We start from the raw sequence: 26,695 nt of genomic DNA on the forward strand, positions 1-26,695 counted from the left end.
GCGTTGTAAATTCAGTGGAAATTGATCCCGCCCGCTCGGGTCGCATGCAGGCCCTAGGCGCCACCGGAAGGGACAGGCCCGCCCTAGATCGGCTGGAAGCCGAGGTCGCCGCGGATCCGGTTGAGGATGTAAGTCCCGTCCCGGCTTGGCAAAATCCGCTCCAGCTCGGCGCTGCCGATCTTGATATTGGCAAAGCGCGGCCCGGCCGAGACGTCATGGACGGCTTCGGCGAAGGCCTCGACCTCGGCCATGGTCGTGACAGAACGGCTGTCATTGATGCCGCAGGCGCGGGCGACGCCGACGAGATCGGCGGCCGCCGAAGTGTGGCTGGTCTGCCCGCCCGTCTCGCCATAGGCCTCGTTATCGAGCACCGCGATCGACAGGTTGGACGGCTTCTGCAGGCCGATGGTGGCAAAGCTGCCCAGGCCCATCAGCATCTCGCCGTCGCCGGTGATGACCAAGACCGGCAGCTTCGGCTGCGCCAGTGCGAGGCCGAGCCCGATCATCGCAGCGCCGCCCATGCCGCCCCAGAGGTAGAAGTTACGGGCGTGGTCGCCGGCCGCGCACATGTCGTTGGTGGAGGCCCCGAGGCCGCCGATCGCGACGACGTCCTTGCGGTTCGCAAGCAGCGTGGAGACCACCTGCCGGCGGTCGAGGAGATTGGCCTTGCTCATTTGGTGAAAACCTTGGCGCCGATCAGGCGCTGCGACAGGAGGACAGCGGTGGGCGTCAGCGCGTTGTAGGCCTGCGATGCAGCAGCCTCCAACACGGCCGGCACCTCGGCCGCGTGCGAGGCGCGCAGCACCTGGACGCCCGAGAGCTCGAACACGCCCTGGGTGGTCGATCCCATCGGCACCTGCCACGGATTGAACTCGCCCCACTCGCCGCGCATGGTCACGAGGGTGAGGAGCGGAAAGCGCAAGATCGGGATCAGCGACAGCATGTTGATGCAATTGCCGACGCCGCTCGACTGCATCAGCAGCACGCCGCGCTGCCCGCCGGTCCAGGCGCCGGCGAGGAGCGCAACACCCTCCTCCTCCGTCGTCAGGGGAATGCCGCGCATCGTCGGTGAGGCCAGCACGCGGTTGATCAGCTTCGAATGGCCTGCGTCAGGCACATAAGGCACCTGGCGGACGTCGAAGCGTTGCAGGGTTGCAAAGATATCATCGGGCCAAAGAACGCTTGATTCTGGGGCCGTGTCGGGAGCGTCAGCGCGCGCGTGCATTTTCCTGTCCGGTCGGCTAGCAGTGTTCGAAGACTGTAGACGCATGCTCGCGTCGACCGAACAACAAAAATGGCATATCGGCTTTAACCGGCGAGTATAACGGGATGAACGCAGATGCGAAGGAGCTGGCGGCAAGCTTCGACCTCGAGAAGCTGACGCCCGAGTTCTACGACAACCCCTATCCGACCTATCGTGCACTGCGGGAGAACGAGCCGGTCAAGCGCCTGCCGAATGGCACCGTGTTTCTGACCCGCTACGACGATCTCGTCACGACCTACAAGAACACGAAGTCGTTCAGCTCGGACAAGAAGCGCGAGTTCGCCCCGAAATACGGCGACACCCCGCTCTACGAGCACCACACCACCAGCCTCGTCTTCAACGATCCGCCGGCGCACACGCGCGTGCGGCGCCTCATCATGGGGGCGCTGTCACCGCGTGCGATTGCTGGGATGGAGGGCGATCTCATCAAGCTGGTCGACGGCCTGCTCGACGCCATCGCAACCAAGGGCGCGTGCGAGCTGATCGAGGACTTCGCAGCCTCGATTCCGATCGAGGTGATCGGCAATCTGCTCGACGTGCCTCATGAGGAACGCGGGCCGCTGCGCGACTGGTCGCTGGCGATCCTCGGGGCGCTCGAACCTGTGGTCTCGCCTGAAGCCGCCGCGCGCGGCAACAAGGCGGTGACGGATTTCCTGGCCTATCTCGAAACGCTGGTGGCGCGCCGGCGTGCGAAGCCGGGCAATGCCGAGCGTGACGTGCTGACGCGGCTCATCCAGGGCGAGGAGAATGGCGAGCGGCTGACCGAGAAGGAGTTGCTGCACAATTGCATCTTCCTGCTCAATGCCGGCCACGAGACCACGACCAACCTGATCGGCAACGGCCTCGTCGCGCTGGACCGCAATCCCGACCAGAAGCAGCGCCTGATCAACCAGCCGGACCTGATCAAGACGGCCGTCGAGGAGATGCTGCGCTACGAGAGCTCGAACCAGCTCGGCAACCGCATGACAACCGAGCGCGTCGAGCTCGGCGGCGTCATGCTCGAAGCCGGCACCTCGGTGACGCTGTGCATCGGCGCGGCCAACCGCGATCCCGCGCAGTTCCCCGATCCTGAGCGCTTCGACATCGCGCGCACGCCAAACCGGCACCTCGCCTTTGCCACCGGCGCGCATCAATGCGCGGGCATGGCGCTGGCGCGGCTGGAAGGCGCGATCGCGATCTCACGCTTCCTGGCGCGCTTCCCGAACTATGCCGTGAGCGGACAGCCAGTGCGCGGCGGCCGGGTGCGGTTTCGCGGCTTTTTGAGCGTGCCCTGCTCGATCGGCTGAGGCGCCAAAACAAAAATTGCGAAAACAACCCCATGCAAAGTAGCCAACCCTCTGATTCATCTCGTCAATCAGACGAGCAGGCGCACGGTGTCGAATTACCTACACCACCGTCTTGTGCCTGGTGATGCAGGTGCTGAGCACCTCGTCCATCGGCTTGCCCCACCAGTCGTTGGAGAAGATCTCGATCTCGGAATAGCCGGCAAAGCCCTGCGCCTCGACCGCAGCACGCACTGATTTGATGTCGATGACGCCGTCACCCATCATGCCGCGGTCGTTGAGGATGTCCCTGGTCGGCACCAGCCAGTCGCAGACGTGGAAGGCGAGCAGGCGATCCTGGCCGGCGCGCGCGATCTGGCTCATCAGCTCGGGGTCCCACCAGATGTGATAGACGTCGAGCGCGACGCCGAGCATGCCGGTGCGGCCGGGGTCGAGCCGGTCGCAGATATCGAGCGCCTGCTTTGTCGTGTTCACGCAAGCACGGTCGGCCGCGTAGGCCGGATGCAGCGGCTCGATCGCCAGCGGCAGCTTTGCCTGTTTGGCATAGTCGAGCATGTCGGCCAGCGCCTCCTCGACCTGCCCGCGCGCTGCCGCGATATCCTTCGACGCCTCGCTGCCCGGCCGCGAATATTGCGGCAGGCCGCCGACGACGAGAACGATGCAGGGCGCACCCAGCGCCTTGGCTTCGTCGACGCAGCGCCTGTTGTCGTCGCGCACTTCGCTCCGGCGCGATGCATCCGAGGTGAACATGCCGCCGCGGCAATAGCCTGACAATTCGAGACCGGCATCCCGCACCGCGCGCGCGGCCCGCTCCAGACCGACGGATGCAACCTGGTCGCGCCAGGGATCGATGGCGCGGATGCCGTGCCTGGCACAGGCCTCGATGATCTCGACGAGGTCACCCTGCTTGCGGACGGTCGCCGTGTTCAGCGACAGCCAGCGATGGTCGGACGAGAAATCGCGCATCAGGATTCGATACCGTGGGTAGCGAGCACGGTCTTCATCCGCTGCGTCGCGAGTTCAGGATTGGCGAGCAGGCCGGCCTTGTCGGCCAGACGGAACAGCTCGGCGAGATGCAGCGTGGAGCGCGTGCTCTCCTGTCCCCCGACCATGGTGAAGTGATCCTGGTGGCCGTTGAGATACGCCATGAACACGACGCCGGTCTTGTAGAAGCGCGTCGGCGCCTTGAAGATGTGGCGCGACAGGGGCACGGTCGGCCCCAGCACGTCGTGGAAGCCGGCCTCGTCGCCAGCAGCTAACCGCGACAGCGCATAGGACGCCGCCGGCGCGATGGCATCGAAGATGCCGAGCAGCGCGTGCGAAAAGCCTTCGCTGTCGCCGGCGATCAGCTCAGCATAGTTGAAGTCATCGCCGGTATACATCTTGATGCGCTTGTCGAGACGACGGCGCATGTCGATCTCGCGCTGCTTGTCGAGCAGCGAGACCTTGACGCCGTCAACCTTGGCGGCGTTGCCGTTGATGATGGCGACGGCCGTGTCCATCGCCTTGTCGAGGTCTTTGGTACCCCAATATCCTGACAGCGCGGGATCGAACATGTCGCCGAGCCAATGGATGATCACGGGCTCGCGGACTTGCGACAGCACGCGGTCATAGACCTTGGCGTAGTCGTCGGCGTTGCGGCCGAGCTTCGCCAGCGCGCGCGACGCCATCAGGATGATGCGGCCACCGACCTTCTCGACGGCCGAAATCTGCTCCTCATAGGCGCGGATCACATCATCGAGGCTCCTGGCGTCCTCGACCGCGAGATGATCGGTGCCGGCGCCCGAGAACACCAGCGCGTTGCGCCGCTTGGCGGCGCCGACCGAGCGCGTGATCAGCTCCAGCGAGGTCGGCCAATCCAGCCCCATGCCGCGCTGCGCGGTGTCCATCGCTTCGGCGACGCCGAGGCCGAGGTCCCAGACGTGTTCGCGAAAGGCGATGGTCTTGTCCCAGTCGACGGCAACCGACAGCCAGGGATCATTGTCCGCGAAGGGATCGGCCACGGTATGCACCGCGGAGAACGCGATACGGTTCAGCGGCCCCTCGAGCTTTGCGGGAAACGTGCGCGAGGCAGCTAACCGGTAGGTCTCGATCGAGCGATCGGCCTTCGGCAGCTTCAGAGACAACGACGACATGGGTTGGACGGGCTTGTTCATGTGTCCCTCCTCAGGCCTTGATTGGCGCGACGTCGATCCAGCGCCGCTCCTTCCAGCTCTTCAGCGCGCATTCGGCGAGTTGCACGCCCTTGACGCCTTCGAGCAGCGTGAACTTGTAGGGGGCATCCTCGTAGACGTGGCGGATGAACATCTCCCACTGCTCCTTGAAGCCGTTGTCGTAGGCGACATTGTCGGGCAGCTTCTGCCAGTCGCCGTAGAAATCATGCAGCCGCTTCTCGTCGGGATTCCACACCGGCCTCGGGGTCGCCTGCCGCGCCTGGATCATGCAGTCGGAGAGGCCCGCGACCGCCGAGCCGAGCGTGCCGTCAACCTGGAAGGTGACGAGGTCGTCGCGATAGACGCGCGTCACCCAGGACATGTTGATGTGGGCGATGATGCCGCCTTCGAGCTGGAACGTCGCGTAGGCGGAATCGTCCGCGGTCGCCTTGTACTTCTTGCCCTGTTCGTCATAGCGCTCGGGAATGTCGGTATTGCCGATGCAGCTTACGCTCTGGACATTGCCGAACAGATTGTCGAGCACATAGCGCCAGTGGCAGACCATGTCGAGAATGATGCCGCCGCCGTCCTCGTCGCGGTAGTTCCAGGACGGCCGCTGCGCCTCCTGCCAGCCGCCTTCGAACACCCAATAGCCGAACTCGCCGCGCACCGAGAGGATGCGGCCGAAGAAGCCGGAGTCGCGCAGGAAAGCGATCTTCTTCAGGCCGGGCAGGAACAGCTTGTCCTGCACCGTGCCGTGCTTGACGCCCTTGGCGTTCGCAAGCTTCACGACCTCGAGCGCCTCGTCGAAATTCGTCGCGATCGGCTTCTCGCAATAGACGTGCTTGCCGGCATTGATGGCCTGGGTCAGCAGTCCCGGCCGCGCCTGCGTGGTCGCGGCGTCAAAGAACATGGTGTCGTTCTTGTCGGCGAGCGCGGCATCGAGGTCGGTGGTCCAGCGCGTGATGTTGTAACGCTTGGCAAGCGCCTCGACCTTCTCGGCGCTGCGGCCAACCAGGATCGGATCCGGCATGACGCGGTCGCCGTTCTTCAGGCGCACCCCGCCCTGCTCGCGGATCGCGACGATCGAGCGGATCAAATGCTGGTTGAGCCCCATGCGGCCGGTGACGCCGTTCATGATGAGACCGAGGCGTTGGGTGGTCATGCCAATTGCTCCCTAGGTGATTTTGGCTGTTCGAGCGGGCTGAGCGCCGACCAGTCCGGATGGACCGACGTCGCAAAGCCCGCAGCATGGAGCGATCCCGTCAGGAGATCGCCGTCGTGAATGGAGAGGCGGATGCCCTGCCCGGCATCGGCGTAGAGATCGGGATGCGAGGTGACAAAGGCCTGGGCTTCGGCGAGAGGCGTTTCACCGAAGCCATCGACATAATGATGGCCGTTGCGCTCGGCGTGGGTGACGCCGATAAACGCGCCGAGCGCGAGGTCCTGCTGCACGGCAAGGCCGGCCTGGCATGTGAGATCCTCGCCGGAGACGAAGAACTGCTCGCCTTTCCCGCTCCACTTCGCTGCGCGCGTTGCATTGACGATGGATTTGTAGAGGCCCTTGCAGGACTTCGAGGAGATGCCGCGATAGCCGAGCGCCCGCGCCGCCGGGAAGGCATCGTAGGAATCGTCCGCTTCGTCGACGATGAAACCGCGGGCGGCTAGAGCGCCGAGCGGGGATTGCCGCGTGATATCGCGCGGCATCGGCTGCTCGACATAGAGCAGCCGCGATGCAATCGATCGAAGGTCGACGTCGTGATCGAGCCGGCCCATCAGCGCGCCCAGCGCGGCGAGATCGGCGTACTGCTCGTTCGCGTCGAGCGTCACCTTGCAGTCGCGCCCGAGCGTATCGAGCTCCTTGCCGATCCGCGCCAGCCGCACCGCATCCGCTGTGGGATCGCCCGACAGCTTCAGCTTGAAATAATTCGCACCGCCGTTCTCGCGGGCGTCGGCAACACCACCCTCGCCTTCGACGGTATCGTCGAGGCCGACGGTATGCCTGATGGCAACGCGCGGCAGCGGCTTGCGGCCGGTGAGAAAAGCCGTGAGATCCGCATCGTTCAGATCAGGCGAAAGCCGCGCGTCGATGGCTGCGATGTTGCCAGCCATCCCGTCGAAGAAGCTCGTCCCGACGGCGCGCAAGAGCGCATCGAGGATCGCCTTGTCGATTTCCGCGGGACCATAAGCCGCAGCGAGCGCTGGAATGTTCTTCTTCGCGCAGGTCGCGACTTGGGCACCGATGCATGAGGCATGCAGATCGAACGCGGTATGGAACCCGGTCCGCGCCAGATAGAGACCGCGCGCGATGTCCAGCGACCGCCGCAAGCCATCGACCGTCTCCGCCGGAGACAACTCCGGCCGCTTGTCGAACCATTTCGGCACCAGCAACTCGGCGCTGGCGCCGACCTCAACGCCCCTGCCCTCGACCTCGATCTCGACCCGCACGAACAGCTGCGGCGTCGCGTGAAGCGTGATGGCGCCGAAGCGGAACGGCCGCGCGAGATGCACGGGACGTTCGAAGAAGGCGATGTCTCGCAGCTTCAGGCGCGGCGCCATGGTGTTAGTTCTTTCCCGAGATGCAGCTCAGGCGGCAGTGCACCTCTCCCGCTTGCGGGAGAGGTCGGCGCAAAGCGCCGGGTGAGGGCTTTCTCTTCCGGGGGGTTCTCGCGAGTGGAGACACCCTCTCCCCAACTCTCCCCCGCAGGCGGGGGAGGGAGCGCACCGCGCTTGAGGCGATCAATGAGAATCCGATGACCACTCTAATCCAACGCCCCTTGCGAGAAGAAATGCTTGCGAATGCGCTGCACGAGTTCGGTGAACACAGGGTCGGCCATCACGTCGAGCGAGCGCGGGCGCGGCAGCGGCACGTCGTAGATCGCGGCGATTGCGCCGGGGCGCTCGGTCATGACCAGCACGCGGTCGGCGAGGAACACGGCTTCCGGAATCGAATGCGTGATCAGCAGCACGGTCTTCTTCGTCTCGCGCTGGATTCGCATTAGCTCGACGTTCATGCGCTCGCGCGTCAGCGCATCGAGCGCGCCGAATGGCTCGTCCATCAGCATGATCCTGGGATCGTGCACCAGCGCTCGGCAGATCGAAGCGCGCTGCTGCATGCCGCCGGAGAGCTGCCAGGGCAGCTTCTTCTCGAAGCCTTCGAGCCCGACCAGCTTCAACAGTGACTTGGCGCGATCGAGGTATTCCTGCCGCGGCAGTCGCTTCATGTCGATCGGCAACATCACGTTGCTCAGGATGTTGCGCCAGGGCAGCAGCAACGCGTTCTGGAAGACGATGCCGACGTTGCCGTGCGGCGTCGTCACCTTCTCGCCTTCGACCAGGATCTCGCCCGACGTCGGCGGCAGCAATCCCGAGATCAGCTTGAGCAGCGTGGACTTGCCGCAGCCGGAGGGGCCGACCACGACGAAGAACTCACCGTCATTGATGTGGAAGTCGAGCGGCCGCAGCGACGGCACGTCGCCGTCGCGCGTCCGGTAGGTCTTGGACACGCCTGATAGTTTGATGCCCGAGGCATCGCCCGCACGGTCTGACACCAGGCGCAGATGGGCGGACGGTTGCATATCGATTGGCTTGGTCGCTGGGTTCATCTCACCTCTCTCCAATTGTCGTCCCTGCGAACGCAGGGACGACAGCGGAAAATCATCGCTCACGAGCCGCTCTTCGGCAGGTAATCATTGGTGTAGAAGGCCTTCGGGTTGTCCTTGGCCTTGGCATCCAGCCCGCCATATTCAACCAGCAGATTGACCGTTTCCGTCATGTTCTGATCGGTGACCTGGAAAGGCCGCTTGGTCTTGGTCTCCGCAGTCCGGTAGAGCGGGATGGTCAGTTCGAAACCTTGCGTCAGCGTGTCGATCTTGCCGCCCTTGGGGTTGGCATCGAGGATCGATTGCGCTGCCGCCTTCGGCTCCTTCTCGGCGGCCTCGACAGCCTTGGTCGTCGCCGACATGAAGCGGCGGACGAGGTCGGCATTGGCCTTCACGTAATCGGTGTTGGCGATGATTCCGGAGGAAACCATGTTGATGCCGTAGTCGGCGAACTTGATCGGATAAACGTCCTTGCCGGTGGCGTCCTTGATCTTCATGGACTGATCCATGACATAGCCGAGCAGCAGATCAGCCTGGCCGTTGATGACGGCATTGAGCTTGGTCTGGCCGTCGCCGGCAACCGTCTGGAAGTCGCTCTCCTTCAGGCCGGTCTTCTTCAGGAACAGCGGCCAGATCTGGGTCATGGAATCCGCGGGCGTGATCGCCACCGTCTTACCCTTGATGTCCTCGGGCGTCCTGATGTTCTTGTCGACGAAGCCCATGGCGGACATCGGTGAGGTCTGCAGCAGCACACCGGTCGCGACCACGGGCGCGCCCTTGATCGCCGCGCGCATCATGGTGGGCACGTCGACATAGCCGAAATCGGCGGTCTTCGCCGCGACGGCCTGCGTGGTCGCAGCCGAGCCGCGGCCTTCCTGGATCTCGAGGTCGATGCCCTCGGCGGCATAGATGCCCTTGGCCTTGCCGTAATAGAACGGCGCGTGCTCGCCATAGACGTACCAGTTCAGCATCAGCACGACCTTGTCGGCTGCCTGCGCGGGCATGGCCGCGAACAGCATCAGCGCCGCTGACGCAGCCCCAATCAAACGCTTCATCGTCACTCTCCCTTGTCGTTATGTTTCAGCCGTTGACAGCCGTTGCTTAAGTTAAGAGGCGAAAATCACGTCCTCGCGCTGGCTGACATGCCAAGGAATCACCAGCTTCTCGATGCGGTCGACGATCCAGAACAGGACCACGCCGAGCAGAGCGAGGATCACGAGCGCTGCGAACATCGTCGGCAGGTCGAACGTGCCGATCGAGCGCTGCATGACGTAGCCGATGCCGGAATTGGAGCCGACGAACTCGCCGACGACGGCACCGACCACGGCGAGCGTCACCGACACTTTCAGCCCTGAGAAGATCGCCGGCAGCGCGTGCGGCAGGTTCACCGCGCAAAACACCTGGAAGCGGCTGCCCTGCATGGCGCGGGCGAGATCGACCATGTCAGGGTCGACCGATTTGAAGCCTTGCACGGCGGAGACGACCACCGGGAAGAAGCCGAGCAGGAACGCCGAAATCACCTTGGGAATGATGCCGAAGCCGAACCAGACCACGAACAGCGGCGCGATCGCAATCTTCGGCACGGATTGCGAGAACACCAGCAGCGGATAGACGTAGCTCTCCACCGTCTTCGAACCCGCGATCAGCATCGCGACGGGAATGCCGAACAGCGCCGACAGCAGGAAGCCGCAGACGGTCGCGTAGGTGGTCGGCCAGGACTGGCGCAGCAGCTCCGGCCATTCGGTCCGCAGCACGGCGACGACATCGAGCGGCGACGGGATCTGGTAGGCAGGGATCCTGAACAGACGGATCGCGAGATCCCAGGCAACGACGATGAAGACCAGGAACAAGAACGGCCGAACCCAGGCTGCATTCAGCATCTTGGAAACAGCGTTTTGCGGCTTCGGCTCGGCCAATTTTCACTCCCGGCAGTCTTCTTCGTTGTGGGGAGAAATTAACCCGTTGGATAAATACTGTCCAGCGCTTTCCCCGTGACGTTTTGCGGCGGGTTCCGTTGGGGTGGCGGGACGGTCGCGCCTATGTCCCGGACGCGCAGCAGCGTGACACGCTGCTGGGCAGAGCCGGGACCCAGCGGTCACGCTCCGTGGATGAATGGGCCACGGCTCTGCAGCGCATCACTAGCGTGCTGCGCTGCGTCCGGGGCATGAGAGCGCCCCACCCTCGGCGTCATTCCCCGCGAAGGCGGGGAATCCAGTACGCCCGGCTTCTCGGCTCAATCACAACCGCCTCTGGAATACTGGATCGCCCGATCAAGTCGGGCGATGAGCGCGGAGAGAGTGGCAACGGAACGTCGCTAGACCGTCTGCGCCACCGCGGTGCGCGACTTCGGCGCCTTCGCGATCTCGAACAGGGCGACGGACTGCCCGGTCAGCGCGGCCAGCACCAGGCCCACCATGTGCGCCAGCCGCTCGTCCTTGGCCTTCTTGTCCAGGAGATCCCGGCCGAAGATCACGCTGAGCGTCGCCGAGTTGGAGAGATAGAAGAAACAGAGCCCGGCGATCGAGATGTAGAGCTGCACCGGGTCGACCGCGACCTGGAAGTCGCCGCTGTCGACGCCGCGCCGCACCACGGTGCGGATCATCTCGACGAAGGGCGAGTGCATCGACTTGACCTTGGTCGACTTCTTCAGATGCTTGGCGCGCGCGAGGTTTTCGGTCTGGAGCAGCGACAGGAATTCGGGATTGCGCAGGAAGTAATTCCAGGTGAACTCGATCAGGCGCCTGATCGCTTCGGGCGGATCGAGATGTTCGAGATCGAGCCCGCGCTCCTCGCTGCGGATCTTGTCGTAGGCGCCTTCGAGCACCGCGAGATAGAGCTCGTCCTTGTTGCCGACGTGATAGTACAGCATGCGCTTGTTGGCGCCGGCCTTGGCCGCAATGCGGTCGACCCGCGCACCGGCGAGACCATGGGCGGAGAACTCCTGCTTGGCGGCTTCGAGAATGCGCAGCCGCATCCCCTCGGGGTCACGCTGCCATTTCAGAGTTCGCTTTGCCTTCGCCAAACCGTGTGCTCGCTGGGTGGTCTCTCGTCAGCTGTAACACGCGGGCGAGCGTTTGAGAACGATCTCGTGCCCCGGACGCAGCGCAGCGCTTCTTCAGCGGTGCGCTGCAGAGCCGGGGCCCATGTTGCAGCGGATTCGTGGAGAGATGGGTCCCGGCTCTGCGCAGCAACGCCAAGAGCGTTGCAGCGCGTCCGGGACACGAGAGTGAGGTCCCTCACTCGACCGGCTTTGGCGAGCGCTCGAGCAGCACCGTCTGTATCCCGCAAGTGCCGTTCCGCACCGTCATGATCCGCGTCCCCGGCTTGCGGCCTTTGCGGACTTCGGTGACGTCGAGGCCGGCGGCGATCAGGCGGGCGCGGGTGGCGTCGATGTCGGAGACGCGCCAGCTCAGGCCCCAGAGACGGTCATGCGCGAGGTCGCTGCCGGCGACGGGCCGGCGAACCACCTCGACGATGAGGTCGCCGCAGCGGAAGAACATCAGCTGGCCCCAATCCTGGTGCGAGCGGTCGAGCGCCAGATCGAGGCCGAGCCGCGCGCCGTAGAGCGCGGCGGCACGTTCGGAATCCTCGGTGGTGACCACGACGTGGTCGAGCGCGTCGATCGGCGCGATGTCGGTCGCGAGGGAGAGCGGCCGCTCGTCGGCGAGCTCGAGGAAGAACATGCGCACACCGCGCGTGAGTTCCGTGGCGGCGCGTGTACGCTTCCAATGCAGGACATTGCCTGTTTCCGTATCGCTGCTTTCGACCTCGGCGACCGGATCCGGATTCAAGGCCACCCGCTCCAGCCGCCGGTGCATCCGGCTCATGTCCGCGACACGAAAGCACAGGCTGGCGAGCACGCCCTCCTGGTCGTCCAGCAGCGCGCGCATGCGATCCGCCGTCACGCTGAAGCCGCTGGGCGCCATCAACTCGATCGTCATGTTTGCGAGGGTGAACAGCACGCGGTCGGCGCCCTCACCCGAATTCTGCCAAGACGGCGCACGGGCCAGCAGCGTCTGGTAGGCCGCCTTTGCCGCCCCGATGTCCCTCACTAGAACGACGACATGATCGAGGCCGGTGATCATCTTTCCCCCTCTTGATCGCCCCGTTCAGGGCTCTGGAACCCCCGGGCAGAAACACGGCGTTTGTCCGGGCTTGGCATTGCCCGGTGATGGTCGTATTCCCTGACCATGCTGACCTCAAGCGCTTCGGGCGGCAGATTTGCGAATAATTTCAGCGTCCCGCCGGAGCGGAACCGGTGCTACAGTAGGCGTACCGGCCGGGACCACAAGCGCATGACGGACAAGCAATGCAGGCTCTCTTCATCGGACAGACCTATATCGACGTCGTCTTCATCACCGACCACATGCCGACCGGCGACGAGAAGCACGTAGCCTCGGACTACGCCGTCTCCTTCGGCGGCAATGCGGTGACGGCGGCGTTCTGCTGCGCCAAGCTCGGCATCGTCCCCGATCTCATCGCCACCGCGGCCAATGACTGGCTGGGACGCATGTTCCAGGACATGTGTGCGAAATACGCGATCTCGCTGCACGGGCGGAAGGTCAACCAGTCCTCGCTGTCCTTCATCATGCCCAAGGACGGCAAGCGCGCCATCGTGCGCTGCCGCGACGACGAGCACATCCATCCCTTCCCGATGCTCAATCTCGGCGGCTGCCGCGCGCTGCATGTCGACGGCCACCAGCCGGACGCCGCGATCCATTATGCCAAGGTGTGCCGCGAGGCCGGCATCCTGACCTCGCTCGACGGCGGCGGCCTGCGCACCAACACCCATGAGCTGCTGGAATTCATCGACGTCGCGATCGTCGCCGAGCGCCTGTGCGAACAGATGGACCTGACGCCGGAGAAAATGCTCGACTATCTCAAGAGCCGCGGTTGCAAGATCGGTGGCGTCACCATGGGCGAGAAGGGCCTGCTCTGGTTCGACGAAACCGGAACGGTGCAGGTGATGCCGGCGATGCCGATCCCGCGCGAGCGGGTGATCGACACCAACGGTGCTGGCGACGTCTTCCACGGCGCCTATGTCTATTCCTACCTCGCCCACCCCGGCAAAAGCTGGCGCGAGCATTTCGATTTCGCGCGTGCCGCCTCGACCTACAAGATCCAGCGCCTCGGCAACGAGGCCGGTCTGCCGACACTGGTCGACATCGCCAAGGTCAGGCACGAGTTCGAGGTCAGAGTCTAGCGTTCGCCGAGGTTTCCCATGGGGCGCGTCTTTGTCGCCGGCAGCATCAACATGGATGTGGTGGCGACGGCCGATCGCCATCCCCGCGTCGGCGAGACCGTCGCCGGCCGGCAGGTGCTATATTTTCCGGGCGGCAAGGGCGCGAACCAGGCGGTGGCGGCGTCTCGGCTCGGCGCCGGGACCACGCTGATCGGCCGGCTGGGCAAGGATGCCTTCGGGGCCGAGCTGAAAGCCTTCCTCGGCGACCAGGGCATCGACCTCGGCTATCTCAAGGAGAATGCGGAGGCCCACAGCGGCACCGCGATCATCACGGTCGCCGAGGCCGACAACACGATCGTCGTCATTCCCGGCGCCAACGCGCTGGTGAGCGCTGAAGACGTCAGCGTCGTGCCGCTCCTGAAGGGCGATGTCGCGGTCAGCCAGTTCGAGATTCCGCTGCCGACGATCGCCGCGTTCTTCCACCGGGCGCGCGAGGCCGGCGTCGTCACCGTGCTCAACCCGGCGCCGGCGCAAAAAATGTCCGATGAGCTGCTCGCGCTGGTCGACATCCTCGTGCTGAACGAGACCGAGCTCGGCTTCCTCGCCGGCATGGAGCTGTCCGAAGACGATACTGCCAAACGGATCATCGACGTCGCACGACAACTTCAGGCGCGCGAGGACCAGACCATCTGCATCACGCTCGGCAAGCGCGGCGTGCTCGCGCTGGCCGGGCGCGAAGAGTTTTCGGTGCCCGGGCGCGTCGTGAAGGCGGTCGACACCACCGGCGCCGGCGACTGCTTTGTCGGCGCGCTGGCGGCGCAACTGGCTGACAGCGTGCCTCTGCGCGCCGCCCTCGCCTTCGCCAACGCAGCGGCGTCGATCAGCGTGCAGCGCATGGGCGCGGGGCCGTCGATGCCGACGGCCGCGGAGGTTGAAGCTGTTCTCGCCGCTGGTTGATCACGCCAGCGCGCTCTTCAGATCAAAACTTTCGTTCGCTGCCTGCTCCGGCGTGATCGAGCGGTCCATGGCCTGCAAGCGGCGGCCGAACATGTGATCGCCGGCGCGGTTGATCGATTCGATGCCGAGCAGCCTGTCGCCCTTGTAGCAGAACGCCGAGAACGCCTTGTTGGCAGGGCTGCCGCGCAGCACGACGTGGTCGTAGCCGGTGGTGAGGCCTGCGATCTGCAGCTTGTCGTCGCCCTGGTCGCTCCAGAACCAGGGATGGCCGTCATACGGTTTCTTGTCGCCGGTCAGCCGCGCGGCGAGACAGCGGGCGTGATCGGTAGCGTTCTGCACCGATTCCAGCCGCAGCGATCCGCCGAATCTGGGACTCGCGAACAGCGCGCAATCGCCGATCGCGGAGATGTCAGGATCGGCCGTTGCAAGATATTCGTCGACGATGATGCCGGCTGCGACCGGCAAGCCCGCCTCCGCCGCGAGCTCGATGTTCGGCAGCACGCCGACGCCGACCACGACGAGGTCGGCCGGCAGATGCCGTCCGTCGCTCAAGGACACGCCGGTGACCTTGCCGTTCTCGGCCTCAATCGAGGTCGCCTGCACGCCGAGATGGATGCGGATGCCTGCCGCGCGATGCCGCTCCTGGAAATACTCCGACACCTCCGGCGTCACCGCGCGCGCCATCACGCGCGGCGCGAGCTCGAGCACGTCGACCTCGAGGCCCTTGATCCGCGCGGTCGCCGCGAATTCGAGGCCGATGAAGCCGGCACCGATGATCACGGCGCGCGTCTTCGACGGCATGATCGCCCGCAACGCCTCGCTCTCGTCGAGGATGCGCAGATATTTCACGTCGGGCAGATTGGCATTGGGCAGATCGAGCAGCCGGTTGCGCGCGCCCGTCGCCAGCACGAGGTGGCCGTAGCCAAGCGTCTCGCCCGAAGCGAGATGAACTTTCCGCGCCGCGCGGTCGATCGACGCCGCCCGGCCGGCGATCAGCTCGATCTTCTGGTCCTGGTAGAATTTTTCGGGCCGGAACATCAGGCTCTCGGGACCGGCCGAGCCCTTGATGTAGGCCTTGGACAAAGGCGGCCGCTGATAGGGCAGATGCGCCTCGTCGTTGATCAGGCAGATGCGGCCTGCAAAGCCCGCCTGCCGCAGGGATGCCGCGACCTGGTAGCCGCCATGGCCGGCACCGACGATGATCACCGGACCGTCGCTCATCGGACAGCCCATTTCCGGAAGACACGAGCGTGACCCATGCCGTCTCCTCTCTCGCTGATTTTGGTTGCTGACCTTACGAGGAGCCGGCGCTCGTGTCCGTCCCTTGGAAAAGGCGGGTCCATTTGAGCCTATCGTTCCGCCCAGTGCAAGGGCGCAGCGCGGGGATTGTCTCCCCCGCCCATCTGCGATTTAGTCGCTGCCAGCCACCTCATGCCGGGGATATCCAGATGCCAGCTCCCATCTCCCAGCCCGACGATCCCGCCTTGCTCAAGGTCGACGGCCCGATCGCGACCATCACGCTCAACCGCCCCGCCGCGTTCAACTCGATCAACCTTGCGATTGCGCAGAAGCTCGAGCAGCTCGCCGCCTATATCGAAGGCGACGACGCCATCAAGGTCCTGGTGATCGAGGGCGAAGGCCGCGCCTTCTCGGCCGGCGGCGATCTGCAGACGATCGGTGCGGCCGCCGAGGCCGGCACCGTGACACCGGTCGTCGGCGAGCTGTTGAAGCACTATCATGCCTTCATCGAGATCATCAGGCGCATGCCGAAAATCTCGGTGTCGAGCGTGCACGGCTCGGCCGCCGGTGCCGGCATGGGCCTCGCCTTCGTCACCGATCTCTGCATCGCCGCCGACGATGCCAAGTTCACGCCGGCCTATGCCAAGATCGGGGTATCGCCGGACGGCGGCTCGACGGTCGGAATCGTCGGCACGGTCGGCTCGCGCCGGGCGCTGCAGATCTTCCTTGCCGAGGACAATTTTACCGCACGGCAGGCCCATGAATGGGGCCTGGTGGCCAAGGTCGTTCCCGCCGGGGAATTGAAGGCGGCGACGCGGCAGCTCGCCGAGCGGCTCGCGCAGAACCCGCCGGCCGCGATATCAGGCACCAAGTCCCTGGTGTATCAGGCCGCCACCACACCGGTGAAACAGCAGCTCGATGCCGAGGAGCACAAGATCATCATGGCGATGAACACGGAAGACTTCCGCACCGCCGTGAAGAAGTTCACCAGCAAGGGCAAGTAGCGCCTATTGCGGACAGATATAGCCCGTCCCCGCCGGCGACTTGAAGCAGCCGACCGACTCCGGCAGCACGTGCCGCGGCAGCCACAACACCACGCTCGGGAAATAGATCGCGAACGCGATCGTCGCCAGGAACACGACATAGATCGGCAATGCCGCGCGCAGCGCCTTGGCGAAGCTGACGCCGACGAATTTCGAGCCCATCAGCAGCACCAGCCCGTAAGGCGGCGTGATCAGGCCGAAGGCGAGCGTCGCGATCAGCACTACGCCCATGTGCACGGCGTTGATGTCGCCCGCTTCCGTCAGCGCGTTGACCAGCGGCATGAAGATGATGATGGTGGGCACCGGCTCGATGAAGTCGCCGACGATGGTGAACAGCAGCACCATCAAAAGCATGATCAGGTGCGGGTCGGTGCCGGCGATCGAGGTGATCCACTCGGCGATATAGGTCGCCCCGCGCAGATACGCGAGCATCCAGCCGAAGGCATTGGCGGCGCCGATGGTGATCAGCGGCAGCGAGAAGATCAGGCCGGCCAGGCAGAAATCGTAAGGGATCTTCTTGATGTGTCCGCGGTTGAGCGCGGGGATGACCACCAGAATGATCCAGACGACGGCAACGACGCCGGCCTCCGTCGGGGTGAACCAGCCCGTCAGGATGCCGCCGAGCAGGATCACCGGGATCATCAGCGGCAGCGCCGCATCGCCAGCCGCGAACACCACCTGTCGCAGCGGCGCGCGGGGCTTGCGCAGGCCCGAGGGGCCGAAGAAATAGCAATAGATCATCAGACCGAAGCCGATCATCAGGCCGGGCACGACGCCGGCCATGAACAGGCCGGCGATCGAGACATTGCCGACGGCGCCATAGACGACGGCGGTGATGCTCGGCGGCACCAAAGCGGCAATCGTCGAGGCCGAGGCAATGATGGCGGCGATGAAGGCGGGCTCATAGCCCTCGCGCTTCATCGGGCCGCCCAGCGCGCGGCTCATCACGGCGACGTCGGCGGTGGTCGAGCCCGACATCTCCGAGAAGAACATGCTGAAGACGACCACGACTTGCGACAGCCCGCCCCTGATATGGCCGACCAGCGATACCGAGAGATTGGCTATTCGCACAACGACGTTGGCGGAGCTCATGAGCTCGCCGACCAACAGGAAGAACGGGATTGCCAGCAGCGCTTCGGAGTCCACGCCGTCGAAGATCTTCTGGATGATCGCGGCGAGCGAAACATCCGACAGCAGCGCGCCGACGAAGACGCCCGCCATCAGCGAGAACGGCACGGGCACGCCCAGATAGCCGAAGAACAGGAAGCAGAACGTCATCAAGGTCAGGACAACAGGTGCGCTCATAGCTGAGCCCTCGCCTGCGCGTCGGTGACGATAGGCGTTCCGTCCTCCTCGGGCGGCTCGGGATGGTCAAAGCCGTTGCGCAGGCCGTTGACGAGCTGCTCGATGGTGAACAAGCCGATCAGCACGCCCGACAACGGAATGATCGCATAGAGCGAGGCGATCGGCGTGCCCGACGGCAGCCGAAAGCTGCCGAAGCCGCGCAGATAATTCTGATAGCCGTACCAGACGAGGCAGAAGGCGACGCCGAGCACCACGATGCGGATGATCACCTCGACGATCAGCCGCGAGGTACCGTGCATCGCCTCGGAGATCGCGGTGAGATAGAGATGGTCGTTGCGGCGCGTCGCCGCGGCCGCGCCGACGAAGATCGCATAGATGAACAGCGTCGAGGTCACCTCCTGCAGCCAAAGCCAGGGATGACCGATGGTGCGGGTGACGATGTCGGCGGTGACCGACAGCGAGAAGCCGAAGCACAGCACGCCGCAGAGGATCATCAGCGCAAGCTCGAGCCAGTCGAGCGCGCGCCATTTGAGATGGCGTTGGCGTTGCACGAGCAGTTTGTCGGCGATGGCCATGATTGTTCCCGGCTGCGGCTTTCCGTCATGGCCGGGCTTGTCCCGGCCATCCACGCACTCGGCGCGGACTCGAAGGAAGAACGTGGATGCCCGGGACACCTGGCGCGAAGACGCGCTTCGCGCTTCTGCCCGGGCATGACGACCTTCTGGGCGGTCAGTTGATCGACCGGATCAAATCCTTGATCTTCTCGGCGTGCGGGCCGAGCTCCTTGGCGAGCTGGTCGAGATAGGGATCGGCGATCGCCGTGAAGCTCTTCTTGTCGACGTTGTCGACGATCTTCACGCCCATCTTCTTCAGCTTCTCGGCCGCGCTGCGCTCGAGGTCGAACGCCTTCTGCGGCTCCTTGGTGCTGACCTCGTTGGCCGCGGCCTGCACCCAACCCTTCTGCTCGGCAGACAGGCTCTGCCAGAGCTTGTCGGAGATGAACACCAGCGCGTTGTTGGCCTCGTGCTCGGTGATGTTGAGGACCGGCGCAACTTCGTAGTGCTTGTTGACGAGATAGACGTTGATGCTGTTCTCGGCGACGTCGACGACACCGGTCTGCAAGCTGGTGTAGACGCTGCCGAACGGCATGTGCACGGTCTGGGCGCCATAGGCCGGGAACATGGTGTCCTCGGTTGCGGTCGCCTGCACGCGGATCTTCGCGCCCTTGATGTCGCCCACGTTGCGGATCTCTTTCCTGGCGTACATGTGGCGCACGCCCTGCGAGCCGGTCGCGATCACATGCAGGCCCTGCGTGGTCTCGTCGATCATGGTCTTGAGCGCTTCGAACACGCGGGGATCGGCCAGCCCCTTGACGACGTGGTTCTCGTCACGGAACAGATAATGCAGCGACATCACGCCCGCCTGCGGCGAGATCGTTGCCGTGTTGGCGGAGGAGATGATCGAGAATTCGACGTCGCCGGCTTTCACGAGCTGGAGCACTTGTGGCTCCTGCCCGAGCTGTGCACCGGGATATTGATCGATGATCATGGTGCCCTTGCTCAATTCCTTGAGCTTCTCGGCAAACAGGTCACCCGCGATGGAATAGCCGGTATTGCGCGGCTGGTCATAGGCGAAGCGATAATGCTTCACCTCCTGTGCCCCCGCTCCGGTGACGACAAGCATGGCGGCCGCGGCCGTCAACCCATGGAAGAATCTCGGCATGGATCGTGCAATCATCGTTTCCCCCTGTTGTATCGCCCGCCGCTTTAAGCGGTCTGAGCGTTCGTCGTTCGGTCAGCTCGTCTCGGTCTTCCCAGTCCTCTGCATGAAATCGAAATCGCAGCCCTCGTCGGCCTGCATGATGGTCTCGTTGAACAGCCAGGCGTAGCCGCGGCGTGCTTCCTCCGGCGCCGCAGCCGGCTTTAGCGCAGCACGGCGCCGCTCCAGCTCGGCCGCGTCGACCAGCAGCTCGATGCTGCGCTTGGCCACGTCCAGGCTGATCATGTCGCCGTTCTGCACCAGTGCCAGCGGCCCGCCTACGGCGGATTCCGGGGTGATGTGCAGCACGATGGTGCCGAACGCCGTGCCGCTCATGCGCGCGTCCGAAATGCGCACCATGTCCTTGGTGCCGCCGCGCGCGAGCTTCTTCGGGATCGGCAGATAGCCCGCCTCCGGCATGCCAGGCGCGCCCTTCGGGCCGGCATTGCGCAGCACCAGCACGTCGTCGGCGGTGACATCGAGATCGGGATCGTCGACGCGCAAGGTCATGTCCTCGACGGATTCGAACACCACCGCGCGGCCGGTATGCTTGAGCAGCTTGGGGCTTGCAGCCGATTGCTTGATGACGGCGCCGCGCGGCGCAAGGTTGCCGTGCAACACGGCGAGGCCGCCTTCCTTTTTGATCGGATTGTCGCGCGAGCGGATGGCGTCCTGTCCCGGCACGTCCTCGGCATTGGCGACGACATCGCGCAGCGTCTGGCCCGAGATCGTCCTGGCATCGAGATCGACGAGGTCGCCGAGCTGCGCCAGCAGTTTTGGTACGCCGCCGGCGTGATGGAAATGCTCCATGTAGTGCTCGCCCGACGGCTTGAGATCGACCAGCACCGGCACCTCGCGGCCGATCTGGTCGAACACTCCGAGATCGAGCCGGTGCGGCGAGCGATGCGCCATCGCGGTGAGATGGATCAGGCCGTTGGTCGAGCCGCCGATGGCCTGAAGCACCACCTGCGCGTTCTTGAAAGACGCCGGTGTCAGCAGCTCGCTCGGCTTCGGCCCCTTGGTCTTGGCCATCTCGGCGGCGACCTTGCCGCTGGCCTCGGCAAGACGGAAACGCTCGGCATGCGGCGCGGGAATCGTCGCGCTCATCGGCAGCGACAGGCCCATGGCTTCGATCATGCAGGCCATGGTCGAGGCGGTGCCCATCACCATGCAGGTGCCGACCGACGGCGCCAGACGCCCGTTCACCGCCTCGATCTCGGAATCGTCCATTTCGCCGGCGCGGTATTTGGCCCAGAGACGGCGGCAGTCGGTGCAGGCCCCCAGCACTTCGCCCTTGTGATGGCCGACCACCATGGGGCCGACCGGAATGACTACGGTCGGCAGGTCGGCGCTGATGGCGGCCATGACCTGCGCCGGCAGCGTCTTGTCACAGCCGCCGATCACGATGACCGAATCCATCGGCTGGGCGCGGATCATCTCCTCGGTGTCCATCGCCATCAGATTGCGCAGGTACATCGAGGTCGGATGCGCAAAGCTCTCGGCGATCGAGATGGTCGGGAACACGAACGGCATCGCGCCCGACAGCATCACGCCGCGCTTGGCGGCTTCGATGATCTGCGGAACGTTGCCATGGCAGGGATTGTAGTCGCTATAGGTGTTGGTGATGCCGACGATGGGGCGCTCCAGCGCGTCGTCGGAATAGCCCATGGCCTTGATGAACGCCTTGCGCAGGAACAGCGAGAAGCCGGCGTCGCCATAGCTCGTCAGACCCTTGCGCAACCCACTCGTCATCATGCCACTCCTCAATTTGCCATTGTGGTACAGCCTGCGTCCTGATTGTCAATAAGATTGGTCCATATTGTCGCATTTTCGCGCCTGGGACACCGCCACGGACTTGGATTATTGACAATCTGCCTTGTCCCTGCTCCACAGGGCAGACCGGCCGCAGCCGGAGGCCGAGGGCATGTCCGACATTCATACCGCAGACAGCAAGCCCGTCCGGCGCGACGATCCGGACAACGTCGTCGCGCGGCTGGAGGAAGACATCATCTTCGGCCGTCTCGCACCGGGCGCGCGCCTGACCGAGGACGCGCTGATGTCGCGTTACGGCACCTCACGCCATTTCGTGCGCCAGGCGCTGGTGGACGCGGAACGACGCGGCATCGTCCGTCGCGAGAAGAACGTCGGCGCCACCGTGCGGTTCTACTCGGCCGAGGAGGTCCGGCAGATCTACGAGGTCCGGGAGATGCTGACCCGGCAGGCCGCGCTGATGATCCCCCTGCCCGCGCCGCAGGGCCTGATCGACGAGCTGACCGCGCTGCAACGGCAATATTGCGCCAAGGCGGATGCGCAGGACCTGCGCGGCATCCATGAAGCCAACGATGCCTTTCACCTCGCGCTGTTCACCGCCTGCGGCAATCCCTATCTGGTGCGCTCGCTGCAGGACTACATGAACCTGACACTACCGATGCGGGCGAAGAACCTCGCCGATCGCGACGGCCTCGCACAATCACGTCGTCAGCACGAGATGATGATCGAGCTCCTGCGGGGCCGCGACAGCTGGGCGCTGGCGCAGCTGTGCGTGGACCACATGCAGTTCAGCAAGAGGGATTATCTGGGGAGGATTGGAGGAGTTCGCGCGTAGATCGGTCGAGCTGTGGTTAGAATGACGCCGAAGACCCCTTCAATACCGCCTCAACAGCCCGCGATCCACGCCCGCCTCGCCATATTCGGCGCAGGCCCTTTTCGGGTTCCTGATCAAGTCCGTCCGAACATGCCTGAACGTTCTGCTGGCCGCATCGGACACCTCGGGACGGAATTTAGCGGGATCGTAGCTCTCGCCATCGCGGGCCTTGATGGCCGCGGCATAGGCGTCGATCATGGCCATCGCCGCATCAGGACTGCCGAGCAGCCGGGCGCCGAGCTGAACGCTGCCGCTGCCATCCACCTCGTAACCGTCGCATCGCTGCTCGAGCACCACGGATGCGATGACCATCTGGTCGAGGAACGTCGCCTCGGCGTCGGAGAGCGTTCCGGCTTGCGAAGGTTCGGAAAGGATCATCGCGAGGATCGCGACTGCTGACAATTTGATTTTCATTGTCGGGGCTTTCGCTGCTGCCGTCGCGCCGCCAGTAACGCAACGGGTGCTGGTGACGGTCACACAGATCGAAAGCCGGAAGGCTGGAGCACCGTTGATCCATATCAACAGGCAGGACGCCAGAGCAGGCGGCGGCCAGTTGAACAGGAGAAAACATCACGTAACGCTGAACAGGCGGGGCGCGGACCGCGGACCGTCGCTAGGCAGCTCGTCCCGTCGCTCGCGTATCGGCCTCGCGTCGCAAAGCCGCACACGCAGCCTCGAACTTCCGCGAACCGAGTTCGCCAGCCGCGAGCTGGGCTGCGTGAATCTCCGCCGATGCGCCTCGCACGTCATCATGAGCCAATTGCAGCTTTGCGATCCGCAATCTCAACCTGACGGCCTGCACTCGCCCGTCGATGCTCGACCACAATTGCCGGGCGAGATGCAGATGTCGCAGCGCTGCCTCATAGTCATCGCGCGCGTGCGCGAGCACCGACTGCGCTTCATTCGTCAATGCCCGGATCGACGGCATCGGCCATCGGTCCGGACTTCCGGAAAGCTCTTCGATCAGCTCCCGGGCCTGCTCATGGCGGCCTGTGTGCGCGGCGGCGAGCGCCAGATGCGCGAACAATATTCCTCGCCGCTGCAGGGTCCACCAGGATTTTCCGATCAAGCTACGCTCGAGACTGCTGTAGGCGGCTTCGGCTTCGCCACGTTCCAGCAAGAGCATGGCGCGGCCGGGCTCGGGACACCAACCGAGGGCATAGGCCTTTTCGTAGGCCTCGAGCGCGGCGTCGTCATTCCCGATCGCAGCCTGAATGTCAGCGAGCACGCGATTGGCATCGCCGGTCGCCCATGGTGCATCACTGGTCAGCCGTGCCAGCGAATCTTGAATGCGCGACAGGGCTTCGCCGAGCGAGCCCCTGACGCCAAGGACTTCTGACCGATGAAGCTGGCAGGAGCCGGTTAATTCCATCCCGCTCTCGGTGCAATATTTCTGATAGCCCAGCGTCCACTGGTCGGCCCTCGCCCAATCTCCGAACATCCGCGCCGCCCACAGGATGTTGCAGTAGAGGATGCCTCCAATGATTGGATCGATATCGCCGCTGGAGAGTGCCATCGCAGCGGCGAGGTCCTGATCCGCCAGTCCTGCGCGTGTATCGCCCAGACACAGCCGGTAGAACCCGCGATAAGCAAGACTCAGGGCCTCGATGCCAAGAGCGTTCTTGTGCCGGACCGTGCTGTACGCGACATCGGCAAGCGAAAGCGCCTGTTCGGGCTCGCCTTCGAACGCCGCGACCTTCGACTTCATCCAGAGAATAAGCGCAGTCGTGGCGGGATCCTCGACTTCGCAGGCCCAATCCTCCGCCCGTGCCAGCCAGCCCTTGGCAATCGCCGCCTGGCCGCGCTCGAAGTGCAAGCCGGAGAGTGTGACGGCATCGACGACAGCCAGCGGAACGTTGCCGGCTCTGGTATGGGCGGCAACTGCGCGAGCTAGGAGCGGAAGGGCTGCATCGGCCTTGCCGGTGCACTGCAGGGCCAGCGCCCATTGATGCAAGTCCGCGCCCTCGAGCGGTTGAACGGCATCGGCCGCCTCGAACAGTGCTGCGGCTTCGTCCCAGGCTTGCGCGGCAGCGGCACGCTGCGCTTGCGCCCGCATGTCCGGAACTTGCTCATCCCCTGCCCCGGGAGCGGCGACCTGCAGCTCCGATACGCCTTCGATACAGAAACGATAACCCCTGCCCGGCATATTCCGGACGGCGCCATCCATGCCACCCTTGCGCAGCACGCCACGCAGCATGCTCACCGCCCGTTGCAAGGAATTGTCGGTGACGGTGACATCAGGCCACAGGGTATCAAGCAGCTCTGCCTTGGTGACGACCCGGTCGCGGTTGCGGGTCAGGTAGACCAGCAGATCGAACACACGCGGCTGCAACGGGACTTCCCGCTGCGCATGGATGAGCGCACGGCTCTCTTCATCGAGCTCGAAGGGTCCAAACCTGAGGGTCATATCGTTAAGTCCAGGCAAGGTCGAAAAGGTTCAGACAAGGATCAGGCAATGATCAGCCCACGGTAAGGACGGTCAGCGCTAGCCGCGCCTATAGCTCCTCACGGCCTGGGTCGCTCCCGACCCGCAGGCGACAACCCCTGAGGAGATGTTTGATGGAACTCTATGTCATTCGCCGCCCGAGCGCCTGGGCGAACCTGAACGAACTGGAAGCCGCCGGCGCGAAGTCCGCGCGGATCGGCAACGAACAGATGTCCGACCGCGTCCGTTGGATCCGCAGCTACGTGGTCCATGAGGCCGACGGGCGCATCGGCACCTTCTGCATCTACGAAGCGCGCGACGGGGAGTCGATCCGCGAGCATGCGCGGCGCGTCGGCATGCCGGGCGAGGAATTCTACAAGGTCGCCACGACCGTGGTCGTCCGCGACGATCCCACACCGCAGACGGCTGCCGCCGAATAGCAATCAGCGCGGGCGCCGTCATCGTCTCGTGAGTCCACGAAAGGATAAGGAAATGTCCGTTCAGTCTCAGGCGCCGCCCGCGCCAAGCCCTCTGCAGCGACATCTCGCCGCCATCCTGCTGCGGCTTCGCCGGCTCATCAATCGGTCTGTCGCCAGCATGTTGGCGAACCGCGAGAAGGCCGCAATGCAGTTCGCGAAGGGGTGCAGCACCACAGCCAACGACCACAGCACGGCTCGAGACACACTGCAGAGCATTTGCATTCCCCACAACGATTTCATTTCGAGGACATAGTCATGAATTCCTTCATCCACCCCGAGGCCGAAGCCAGGACCTCCGATTTCAAGATTTCCATGCTCGGAAATTTCAAGTTGAGAACCGCCGCGCTGGCGATCGGGACAATCGGCGCCATCATGATGTCGCTGGTTCTGGCTTCGACCGCAACGACGTCAGACGACCTTCGGCCCGAGGCGGCGAGTGCCGCAAACGCCCGGAAAAGCGCCGGCAAATGCAAGGCGCCCATGGTCCCGACAGTCCTTGCAATGTGACGAAAGCAACAGTGGCACGCCCCCAACTCGGCCATTCAATGTCCACCACAAGATCGGAACCTTATCATGTCCATCACTCTGCATAACGGACCAGCTCAGACCACAAGCTCGCTGGCGGCACGAAGCTTCGTGCTTGGCTACGGCGTGCTCGCTTATCTCATCTTCTTCGGGACTTTTCTTTACGCTGTCGGCTTCATTGCGCAGCTCGTCGTGCCCAAGACGATCAACAGCGGCGCGACAGGCTCGACCGGACAGGCCCTCTTGATCAACCTCGCGCTGATGTCCCTGTTTGCCGTTCAGCACAGCGGCATGGCGCGCCAGGGCTTCAAGAAGCTGTTCGCCGCCTTCGCCTCGCCCGCGCTCGAGCGCAGCACCTATGTGCTGCTGGCAAGCCTGAGCCTGGTCCTGCTGTTCTGGCAATGGCGGCCGATCACGGCCATCGTCTGGGAGATCGAGACGCCGATGGCAGCTTACGCCGCGGTCGCTGGCAGCTTCGCCGGCTGGCTGATCGTGCTGTACAGCACATTCCTGATCAGCCATTTCGAATTGTTCGGGCTAACGCAAGTCGTCAGCCACTTTGCAGGCCGGCTTGCCGAGCCGATGAAATTCAGGACCCCGGGCCTCTACCGCCTGATCCGGCATCCGATCTATCTCGGCTTCATCATCGCGTTCTGGTCGACGCCCACCATGACCCTTGGGCACATGCTGTTCGCGACGGTGACGACGGCCTACATCTTCGTCGGCATCTGGCTGGAGGAGCGCGACCTGGTCACCCTGTTCGGAGATCAGTACCGGCACTACAGGCAGAAGGTGGCGATGTTGATCCCCGGCCTGTTCTGATCCCGCGCGAACGT

At 64.3% G+C, this 26,695-nt stretch carries 26 protein-coding genes; 8 read left to right on the plus strand and 18 right to left on the minus strand.

The features are described 5' to 3' along the window. Window positions 1–83 precede the first annotated feature (83 nt). Window positions 84–674: a thiamine pyrophosphate-dependent enzyme gene (locus RPS27_RS35885; RefSeq protein WP_212065333.1), complete on the minus strand. Its 591-nt coding sequence runs from the start codon at window positions 672–674 to the stop codon at window positions 84–86. Further along, a complete protein-coding gene (locus RPS27_RS35890) occupies window positions 671–1,225 on the minus strand; it encodes a thiamine pyrophosphate-binding protein (RefSeq protein ID WP_212065334.1) in 555 nt (184 codons plus the stop codon). Before RPS27_RS35890 ends, RPS27_RS35885 begins: the two co-directional genes overlap by 4 nt. 104 nt (window positions 1,226–1,329) lie before the next feature. Here RPS27_RS35890 and RPS27_RS35895 point away from each other — a divergent pair, with 104 nt between their 5' ends. Next, window positions 1,330–2,550 carry a cytochrome P450 gene (locus tag RPS27_RS35895; protein ID WP_212065335.1) on the plus strand — a complete coding sequence of 407 codons (1,221 nt, stop codon included), beginning with the start codon at window positions 1,330–1,332 and terminating at the stop codon, window positions 2,548–2,550. A 99-nt stretch (window positions 2,551–2,649) separates the two neighbouring features. Here RPS27_RS35895 and RPS27_RS35900 read toward each other — a convergent pair whose 3' ends face one another. The 9 genes from RPS27_RS35900 to RPS27_RS35940 all read right to left on the minus strand — a co-directional run bounded on the left by RPS27_RS35900 (window position 2,650) and on the right by RPS27_RS35940 (window position 12,387). Then, complete coding sequence (locus RPS27_RS35900; protein WP_212065336.1) at window positions 2,650–3,513, minus strand: sugar phosphate isomerase/epimerase; 864 nt, start codon at window positions 3,511–3,513, stop codon at window positions 2,650–2,652. After that, complete coding sequence (locus RPS27_RS35905; protein ID WP_212065337.1) at window positions 3,513–4,703, minus strand: dihydrodipicolinate synthase family protein; 1,191 nt, start codon at window positions 4,701–4,703, stop codon at window positions 3,513–3,515. Before RPS27_RS35905 ends, RPS27_RS35900 begins: the two co-directional genes overlap by 1 nt. A gap of 10 nt (window positions 4,704–4,713) precedes the next feature. Beyond that, entirely contained in the window at window positions 4,714–5,865 is a 1,152-nt protein-coding gene (locus RPS27_RS35910; protein WP_313755003.1) for a Gfo/Idh/MocA family oxidoreductase, read from the minus strand. Then, window positions 5,862–7,259 (minus strand): hypothetical protein, encoded by a 1,398-nt coding sequence (locus RPS27_RS35915; protein ID WP_212065339.1) that lies wholly within the window; start codon window positions 7,257–7,259, stop codon window positions 5,862–5,864. The genes RPS27_RS35910 and RPS27_RS35915 overlap by 4 nt, the downstream gene beginning before the upstream one ends. A gap of 203 nt (window positions 7,260–7,462) precedes the next feature. After that, window positions 7,463–8,305 carry an ABC transporter ATP-binding protein gene (locus RPS27_RS35920; RefSeq protein ID WP_211417821.1) on the minus strand — a complete coding sequence of 281 codons (843 nt, stop codon included), beginning with the start codon at window positions 8,303–8,305 and terminating at the stop codon, window positions 7,463–7,465. Between the two features lie 59 nt (window positions 8,306–8,364). Then, window positions 8,365–9,357 (minus strand): ABC transporter substrate-binding protein, encoded by a 993-nt coding sequence (locus RPS27_RS35925; protein WP_212065340.1) that lies wholly within the window; start codon window positions 9,355–9,357, stop codon window positions 8,365–8,367. 51 nt (window positions 9,358–9,408) lie between these two features. Further along, on the minus strand, window positions 9,409–10,218 hold the full coding sequence (locus tag RPS27_RS35930; protein WP_194406947.1) for an ABC transporter permease: 810 nt from the start codon (window positions 10,216–10,218) through the stop codon (window positions 9,409–9,411). A gap of 398 nt (window positions 10,219–10,616) precedes the next feature. Then, entirely contained in the window at window positions 10,617–11,324 is a 708-nt protein-coding gene (locus tag RPS27_RS35935) for a TetR/AcrR family transcriptional regulator (RefSeq protein WP_211417823.1), read from the minus strand. A 214-nt stretch (window positions 11,325–11,538) separates the two neighbouring features. After that, entirely contained in the window at window positions 11,539–12,387 is an 849-nt protein-coding gene (locus tag RPS27_RS35940; protein ID WP_313755004.1) for a VOC family protein, read from the minus strand. A gap of 224 nt (window positions 12,388–12,611) precedes the next feature. Between RPS27_RS35940 and RPS27_RS35945 the strand changes: the two genes are divergently transcribed. Next, window positions 12,612–13,505, plus strand: a complete 894-nt coding sequence (locus tag RPS27_RS35945) for a sugar kinase (RefSeq protein WP_211417825.1) — start codon at window positions 12,612–12,614, stop codon at window positions 13,503–13,505. A gap of 18 nt (window positions 13,506–13,523) precedes the next feature. Beyond that, the gene (gene rbsK / locus RPS27_RS35950) at window positions 13,524–14,441 is read left to right on the plus strand and encodes a ribokinase (protein WP_212065342.1); all 918 of its coding nucleotides are present in this window, start codon (window positions 13,524–13,526) and stop codon (window positions 14,439–14,441) included. Here rbsK and RPS27_RS35955 read toward each other — a convergent pair whose 3' ends face one another. Then, entirely contained in the window at window positions 14,442–15,662 is a 1,221-nt protein-coding gene (locus RPS27_RS35955; protein ID WP_313755005.1) for an NAD(P)/FAD-dependent oxidoreductase, read from the minus strand. It abuts the gene before it with no gap. A 227-nt stretch (window positions 15,663–15,889) separates the two neighbouring features. Here RPS27_RS35955 and RPS27_RS35960 point away from each other — a divergent pair, with 227 nt between their 5' ends. Continuing rightward, entirely contained in the window at window positions 15,890–16,684 is a 795-nt protein-coding gene (locus RPS27_RS35960; protein WP_212065344.1) for an enoyl-CoA hydratase/isomerase family protein, read from the plus strand. A 3-nt stretch (window positions 16,685–16,687) separates the two neighbouring features. Here RPS27_RS35960 and RPS27_RS35965 read toward each other — a convergent pair whose 3' ends face one another. The 4 genes from RPS27_RS35965 to RPS27_RS35980 all read right to left on the minus strand — a co-directional run bounded on the left by RPS27_RS35965 (window position 16,688) and on the right by RPS27_RS35980 (window position 21,538). Continuing rightward, window positions 16,688–18,028: a TRAP transporter large permease gene (locus tag RPS27_RS35965; protein WP_194406940.1), complete on the minus strand. Its 1,341-nt coding sequence runs from the start codon at window positions 18,026–18,028 to the stop codon at window positions 16,688–16,690. Continuing rightward, complete coding sequence (locus RPS27_RS35970) at window positions 18,025–18,603, minus strand: TRAP transporter small permease (RefSeq protein ID WP_212065345.1); 579 nt, start codon at window positions 18,601–18,603, stop codon at window positions 18,025–18,027. Before RPS27_RS35970 ends, RPS27_RS35965 begins: the two co-directional genes overlap by 4 nt. A gap of 154 nt (window positions 18,604–18,757) precedes the next feature. Next, window positions 18,758–19,765: a TRAP transporter substrate-binding protein gene (locus tag RPS27_RS35975; protein ID WP_212065346.1), complete on the minus strand. Its 1,008-nt coding sequence runs from the start codon at window positions 19,763–19,765 to the stop codon at window positions 18,758–18,760. A gap of 57 nt (window positions 19,766–19,822) precedes the next feature. After that, window positions 19,823–21,538 carry an IlvD/Edd family dehydratase gene (locus tag RPS27_RS35980; RefSeq protein WP_194406937.1) on the minus strand — a complete coding sequence of 572 codons (1,716 nt, stop codon included), beginning with the start codon at window positions 21,536–21,538 and terminating at the stop codon, window positions 19,823–19,825. Between the two features lie 172 nt (window positions 21,539–21,710). On the opposite strand from RPS27_RS35980, the gene RPS27_RS35985 reads away from it, so the two are divergent. Next, window positions 21,711–22,391 carry a GntR family transcriptional regulator gene (locus RPS27_RS35985; protein ID WP_212065347.1) on the plus strand — a complete coding sequence of 227 codons (681 nt, stop codon included), beginning with the start codon at window positions 21,711–21,713 and terminating at the stop codon, window positions 22,389–22,391. 39 nt (window positions 22,392–22,430) lie between these two features. Here RPS27_RS35985 and RPS27_RS35990 read toward each other — a convergent pair whose 3' ends face one another. Continuing rightward, window positions 22,431–22,952 carry a hypothetical protein gene (locus RPS27_RS35990; protein WP_249131469.1) on the minus strand — a complete coding sequence of 174 codons (522 nt, stop codon included), beginning with the start codon at window positions 22,950–22,952 and terminating at the stop codon, window positions 22,431–22,433. 91 nt (window positions 22,953–23,043) lie between these two features. Then, window positions 23,044–24,837: a winged helix-turn-helix domain-containing protein gene (locus tag RPS27_RS35995; RefSeq protein ID WP_212065348.1), complete on the minus strand. Its 1,794-nt coding sequence runs from the start codon at window positions 24,835–24,837 to the stop codon at window positions 23,044–23,046. A gap of 152 nt (window positions 24,838–24,989) precedes the next feature. On the opposite strand from RPS27_RS35995, the gene RPS27_RS36000 reads away from it, so the two are divergent. The 3 genes from RPS27_RS36000 to mddA all read left to right on the plus strand — a co-directional run bounded on the left by RPS27_RS36000 (window position 24,990) and on the right by mddA (window position 26,681). After that, on the plus strand, window positions 24,990–25,295 hold the full coding sequence (locus RPS27_RS36000) for a nickel-binding protein (RefSeq protein WP_194406933.1): 306 nt from the start codon (window positions 24,990–24,992) through the stop codon (window positions 25,293–25,295). Window positions 25,296–25,589: 294 nt separating this feature from the next. Continuing rightward, the gene (locus tag RPS27_RS36005) at window positions 25,590–25,841 is read left to right on the plus strand and encodes a hypothetical protein (protein ID WP_313755006.1); all 252 of its coding nucleotides are present in this window, start codon (window positions 25,590–25,592) and stop codon (window positions 25,839–25,841) included. Window positions 25,842–25,907: 66 nt separating this feature from the next. After that, window positions 25,908–26,681 (plus strand): methanethiol S-methyltransferase, encoded by a 774-nt coding sequence (mddA, locus tag RPS27_RS36010; RefSeq protein ID WP_211417834.1) that lies wholly within the window; start codon window positions 25,908–25,910, stop codon window positions 26,679–26,681. Window positions 26,682–26,695: the final 14 nt, after the last annotated feature.

The organism is Bradyrhizobium sp. WYCCWR 12699 (genome assembly GCF_032144035.1).
Taxonomy (GTDB): domain Bacteria; phylum Pseudomonadota; class Alphaproteobacteria; order Rhizobiales; family Xanthobacteraceae; genus Bradyrhizobium.

Coding starts and splice junctions, on each gene's coding strand:
- RPS27_RS35975 (WP_212065346.1), bottom strand. CDS start 19,765: ATGATTGCACGATCCATGCCGAGATTCTTCCATGGGTTGACGGCCGCG.
- RPS27_RS35945 (WP_211417825.1), top strand. CDS start 12,612: ATGCAGGCTCTCTTCATCGGACAGACCTATATCGACGTCGTCTTCATC.
- RPS27_RS35910 (WP_313755003.1), bottom strand. CDS start 5,865: ATGACCACCCAACGCCTCGGTCTCATCATGAACGGCGTCACCGGCCGC.
- RPS27_RS35890 (WP_212065334.1), bottom strand. CDS start 1,225: ATGCACGCGCGCGCTGACGCTCCCGACACGGCCCCAGAATCAAGCGTT.
- RPS27_RS35925 (WP_212065340.1), bottom strand. CDS start 9,357: ATGAAGCGTTTGATTGGGGCTGCGTCAGCGGCGCTGATGCTGTTCGCG.
- RPS27_RS35980 (WP_194406937.1), bottom strand. CDS start 21,538: ATGACGAGTGGGTTGCGCAAGGGTCTGACGAGCTATGGCGACGCCGGC.
- RPS27_RS35885 (WP_212065333.1), bottom strand. CDS start 674: ATGAGCAAGGCCAATCTCCTCGACCGCCGGCAGGTGGTCTCCACGCTG.
- RPS27_RS35985 (WP_212065347.1), top strand. CDS start 21,711: ATGTCCGACATTCATACCGCAGACAGCAAGCCCGTCCGGCGCGACGAT.
- RPS27_RS35995 (WP_212065348.1), bottom strand. CDS start 24,837: ATGACCCTCAGGTTTGGACCCTTCGAGCTCGATGAAGAGAGCCGTGCG.
- RPS27_RS35920 (WP_211417821.1), bottom strand. CDS start 8,305: ATGAACCCAGCGACCAAGCCAATCGATATGCAACCGTCCGCCCATCTG.
- RPS27_RS35970 (WP_212065345.1), bottom strand. CDS start 18,603: ATGGCCATCGCCGACAAACTGCTCGTGCAACGCCAACGCCATCTCAAA.
- RPS27_RS35905 (WP_212065337.1), bottom strand. CDS start 4,703: ATGAACAAGCCCGTCCAACCCATGTCGTCGTTGTCTCTGAAGCTGCCG.
- RPS27_RS35965 (WP_194406940.1), bottom strand. CDS start 18,028: ATGAGCGCACCTGTTGTCCTGACCTTGATGACGTTCTGCTTCCTGTTC.
- rbsK (WP_212065342.1), top strand. CDS start 13,524: ATGGGGCGCGTCTTTGTCGCCGGCAGCATCAACATGGATGTGGTGGCG.
- RPS27_RS36005 (WP_313755006.1), top strand. CDS start 25,590: ATGAATTCCTTCATCCACCCCGAGGCCGAAGCCAGGACCTCCGATTTC.
- mddA (WP_211417834.1), top strand. CDS start 25,908: ATGTCCATCACTCTGCATAACGGACCAGCTCAGACCACAAGCTCGCTG.
- RPS27_RS35895 (WP_212065335.1), top strand. CDS start 1,330: ATGAACGCAGATGCGAAGGAGCTGGCGGCAAGCTTCGACCTCGAGAAG.
- RPS27_RS35940 (WP_313755004.1), bottom strand. CDS start 12,387: ATGATCACCGGCCTCGATCATGTCGTCGTTCTAGTGAGGGACATCGGG.
- RPS27_RS35955 (WP_313755005.1), bottom strand. CDS start 15,662: ATGAGCGACGGTCCGGTGATCATCGTCGGTGCCGGCCATGGCGGCTAC.
- RPS27_RS36000 (WP_194406933.1), top strand. CDS start 24,990: ATGGAACTCTATGTCATTCGCCGCCCGAGCGCCTGGGCGAACCTGAAC.
- RPS27_RS35960 (WP_212065344.1), top strand. CDS start 15,890: ATGCCAGCTCCCATCTCCCAGCCCGACGATCCCGCCTTGCTCAAGGTC.
- RPS27_RS35900 (WP_212065336.1), bottom strand. CDS start 3,513: ATGCGCGATTTCTCGTCCGACCATCGCTGGCTGTCGCTGAACACGGCG.
- RPS27_RS35915 (WP_212065339.1), bottom strand. CDS start 7,259: ATGGCGCCGCGCCTGAAGCTGCGAGACATCGCCTTCTTCGAACGTCCC.